This window comes from Spirillospora sp. NPDC049652 (assembly GCF_040675125.1).
GTDB lineage: Bacteria > Actinomycetota > Actinomycetes > Streptosporangiales > Streptosporangiaceae > Spirillospora.
The window spans coordinates 1-4,326 of sequence record NZ_JBFAOF010000637.1 but is presented as its reverse complement, the minus strand read 5'-3'; the positions used below and the strand labels follow the sequence as shown (position 1 = coordinate 4,326).

Here is a 4,326-nt window from a genome sequence, read left to right as displayed (position 1 = left end):
GCCTGTTCATCAACACCCTCCCGGTGCGCGTGCGCGCGCGCCCGGGGGACACGGTCGCGCGGGCGCTGGCCGCCCTCCAAGGGGAGCAGGCCGACCTCCTGCCGCACCACCACCTGAGCCTCACCGACATCCAGCGGCTCTCCGGCGTCGGCACGCTGTTCGACACGATGACCGTCCTGGAGAACTACCCGTTCGACCCGGAGGCCGCCGGAGCCGCGATCGGCGGGCTCACCCTGCACGGCGTCGGCGGATACGACGCCTCGCACTACCCGCTCGCCCTCGCCGCCGTCCCGGGGGAGCGGCTGGCGCTGCGGCTGGACCACCGCACCGACCTGTTCACCGCGGACCGCGCCGGGCGGATCATGGACGGGCTGGTGCGCGTGTTGCACACGATCGCCCACGAACCGGACACCCCGCTGGGCCGCGTCGAGGTGCTCCCGCCCGGCGAGCGCCGGCGGCTCCTGGAGGACGGGCAGGGCGAGGCCGTAGCACGCGTCCCCGAGACGATCACCGCGCGCTTCGCGGCCCACGCCGCGGCCGATCCCGGCCGGGAGGCCCTCCGCACGCCCGACGGCGTCGTCACCTACGGCGAGCTCGACAGGCGCGCCAACCGTCTCGCCCACCTGCTGCGGGCGCGGGGCGTCGGACGTGACACCCGCGTGGCGATGCTCCTCGAACGGTCGGCGGACGTCGCGGTCGCGACCCTCGCCGTCCTCAAGGCGGGCGGGGCCTACGCGCCCATCCACCACAGCTACCCGCAGGACCGCGTGCGGTGGGCCGTCGAGGAGGTCGAGGCACCCGTCCTGCTGGTGGACGAGGCCATGCGCCCCCGCGTCGCGGACCTCGGCGTCGCCGCCGAGACCATCGTCATCGACCAATGCCCCGACCTGGCCGGATATCCGGACACCGATCCGGGCGTCGAGGTCCGTCCCGAGCAGCTCGCGTACGTGATGTTCACGTCCGGCTCGACCGGGCTGCCCAAGGGCGCGATGGTCACCCACCAGAACGTGGTGGACCTCGCCACCGATCCGGCCCTGCGGTCCGGCGCGCACGACCGCGTACTCGTCCACTCGCCGCACGCGTTCGACGCGTCCACCTACGAGCTGTGGGTGCCGCTGCTGGCGGGCGGGACCGCGGTGGTCGCCCCGCCCGGACGCGTGGACGCGGGCGAACTCCAGCGCCTGGTCAAGAGCGAGGGCGTCACCGGCCTCTTCCTCACGACCGCCCTGTTCAACCTGGTCGCCGAGGAGCGGCCCGAGGCGTTCGCCGGGCTGCGCGAGGTGCTGACCGGCGGCGAGTCCGGCTCGGCCGCCGCGATGCGGAAGGTCCTCGCCGCCTGCCCGGACCTCCGGCTCGGCCACGTCTACGGGCCGACCGAGGCCACCACCTACGCCACCTACGCCGACATGCGCGCCGCGCTCGCGGACCCGGCGGAGACGACGACCGTCCTCGGCCGTCCGATGGGCGGCATGCGGGTGTACGTGCTGGACGACGCGCTGCGTCCCGTCCCGCCCGGCGTCACCGGCGAGGCGTACATCGCCGGTTCCGGTCTCGGCCGCGGCTACCTGAAGCGGCCCGCGCTGACCGCCGAGCGCTGGGTCGCCGACCCGTTCGGCCCGCCCGGCGCCCGCATGTACCGCACGGGCGACCTGATGCGCCGCCGCGAGGACGGCGCGCTCGAATACGTCGACCGCGCCGACTTCCAGGTGAAGATCCGCGGGTTCCGGATCGAGCTGGGCGAGATCGAGGCGGCCCTGGCCGGACTGGACGACGTCGCGCACGCCGCCGTCCTGGTCCACCAGGACGCCGGGGTCAAACGCCTGGTCGCCTACGTCGTCCCGGCCGCCGGAGCCACCCCCGACACGGCCGCGCTGCGCCGGGCGCTCGCCGAGCGGCTGCCCGAGTACATGGTGCCGGCCGCGGTCGTCGTCCTGGACGCCCTGCCGCTCGGCCCGACCGGCAAGGTCGACCGCCGCGCGCTGCCCGTCCCGGACTTCGCCGGGGCCGCCGCCGGACGCGCGCCCGAGACCCCCGCCGAGCAGGCCCTCTGCGCGGTGTTCGCCGAGGTCCTCGGCCTGGACGAGGTCGGCGCGGACGTGTCGTTCTTCGACCTCGGCGGCGACAGCGTCACCGCGCTCCGCCTGGTCAGCCGGGCGGAGCAGGCGGGTGTCGAGCTGACCCCGCGCGACGTGTTCACGCACCAGACCGTGGAGCGGATCGTCCGGCGCGACGACACCGGGACCGGGGCCGACCCCGGCCTCCAGCCGCTGCTGCCGATCCGGGCGACCGGGACGAGGCCGCCGCTGTTCCTGGTCCACCCGGCGGGCGGCCTGGCCTGGGGGTACATGCAGTTCCTGGCGCACCTGCCCGCCGACCAGCCCGTCTACGGCCTCCAGTCGCGGGTGTTCACCGGCGCGGAACCGGCCGCGGACGTCGCCGCGATGGCCGCCGACTACGCCGAGCTGATCCGGACCGTCCGGCCTGAGGGGCCGTACCACCTGGCGGGCTGGTCGCTCGGCGGCCTGATCGCCTACGAGACCGCCTGCCGGCTCCAGGCGGCGGGCGCGGAGGTCGGGCTGCTCGCGCTGATCGACTCCTACCACGGGCAGGACCTGGACTCCGCCGAGCGCGACGTCCTGCCGGAGGTGCTCGGCGCGATCGGCATGGACCCCGCCGCGCTCATCCGCGACGGCGAACCCGACGTCCCGAGGATCATGGAGCTGCTCGCCGAGCGCGCCGACGTGCTGGCCACCCTCGGCGAGGACGACCTGGTCCGCGTCTTCCGCGCCTACCAGGCGGGCATCCGGCAGGCCGAGACCTACCGGCCCGGGACGTTCCGCGGCGACGTGCTGTTCTTCACCGCGCTCCGGGGCCGCCCGGCGGACGCGCCCGACCCCGTCGAGCACTGGGGCGCGGTCGTCGCCGGCCGCGTCGCCGAGCACCCCGTGGACGCCGAGCACCACGGCCTGATGGACCCCGAGGCGGTCGCCCTGATGGGCCCGGTGCTCGCCGCCGAGCTGGACGAACGCCACGCTAACCTGACAGATCACCCGGCCGGAAGGACCACCCGATGACCAACCCGTTCGAGGACCCCGACGGCACGTTCCTCGTGCTGCGCAACGACGAGGGCCAGTACTCGCTCTGGCCGTCGTTCGCCGAGGTCCCCGCAGGCTGGACGGTCGCCAAGCCCGCCGACACCCGCGCCGCGTGCGTCGAGTACGTCGAGGAGCACTGGACCGACATGCGCCCGCGCGGCCTGGCGGAGGCCATGGGTGGCTGAGCCGGCGTCCGACCCGGTCGAGGTCCCCGCGGTCACCGAGTGGACGATGGAGATGCTCGACCCCGCCGCGCTCCGGCCCGCGCCGCTGCCGTCCGTCGAGATGACCTTCACCCTCGCGCGGGTGCCGTCCCCGGACGTCAACCGGGCCCTGTACGCGGCCGTCGGCGCGCGGGTCTGCTGGACCGACCGGTTCGGCTGGACGCACGCCGACTGGACGCGCTGGGTGGACCGCCCCGAGCTGTCCACCTGGATCGCCATGGCCGAGGGCACCGTCGCCGGGTACTTCGAGATCGAGGCGCAGCCGGGCGGCGACACCGAGATCCACCTGGTCGGCCTCACCCCCGCGTTCGTCGGCCGCCGCTACGGCGGCTACCTGGTCGAGCAGTGCACCCGGCGCGCCTGGCAGCGCGGGCGGCTGTGGGCCGGGCACTCCGGTCCCGCCACCCGCGTCTGGCTGCGCACCAGCTCGCTCGACCACCCCAACGCGATCGCCAACTACCGCAACCGGGGCTTCGCCGTGGCCGCCGAGTCCGTCACCTCCAAGGTGGTCCCCGACCCGCGCCTCGCCCCCTGGCCGCTCCCGCACGACCCCCGCCTCGCCCGTCACGTCCCCGAGGAAGTCGAGGATCTGGTGCCGTGACCTGGTTCCGCTGCACGACCAGCCGCCCGTGGGCCCCGCTGCGCATGTTCTGCTTCCCGCACGCGGGCGGGTCGGCGGTGTTCTACCGGAGCTGGGCCGAGGCCGTCGGCCCGGCGGTCGAGCTGCACGCCGTCCAGTACCCGGGCCGCGCCGACCGGCTCCGGGACCCGCTCGTCCCCGACGCGCGGCGGCTCGCCAGGCTCGTCGCCGGGGCCATCGGGCAGTACGCCGACCGCCCGGCCGTCCTGTTCGGGCACAGCATGGGCGCGCTGGTCGCCTACGAGACCGCGCTGCTCATGCGCGAGCGCGGCCTGCCGCTCGCCCACCTGGTCGCGTCCGGCGCGCGCTCCCCGGACGGCTGGGGCGACCGCCGCCGGATCTCCACGCTGGACGACGGCGGCGTGCG

The 4,326-nt window shown here is 75.5% G+C and carries 4 protein-coding genes; all 4 read left to right on the top strand.

Annotated elements, in window-relative coordinates:
• The coding region (locus AB0J52_RS29625) for a non-ribosomal peptide synthetase (RefSeq protein WP_500185860.1) at positions 1-3,074 on the top strand (3,074 nt) is incomplete at its 5' end.
• A complete protein-coding gene (locus AB0J52_RS29620) occupies positions 3,071-3,280 on the top strand; it encodes an MbtH family protein (RefSeq protein ID WP_500185858.1) in 210 nt (69 codons plus the stop codon). The genes AB0J52_RS29625 and AB0J52_RS29620, both read left to right, overlap by 4 nt.
• The gene (locus AB0J52_RS29615) at positions 3,273-3,920 is read left to right on the top strand and encodes a GNAT family N-acetyltransferase (RefSeq protein WP_500185856.1); all 648 of its coding nucleotides are present in this window, start codon (positions 3,273-3,275) and stop codon (positions 3,918-3,920) included. Before AB0J52_RS29620 ends, AB0J52_RS29615 begins: the two co-directional genes overlap by 8 nt.
• The coding region (locus AB0J52_RS29610; protein ID WP_500185853.1) for a thioesterase II family protein at positions 3,917-4,326 on the top strand (410 nt) is incomplete at its 3' end. The genes AB0J52_RS29615 and AB0J52_RS29610, both read left to right, overlap by 4 nt.

Excerpts from the sequence above, each read along its gene's own strand:
- AB0J52_RS29620 (WP_500185858.1), top strand. The coding sequence starts at position 3,071 with ATGACCAACCCGTTCGAGGACCCCGACGGCACGTTCCTCGTGCTGCGC.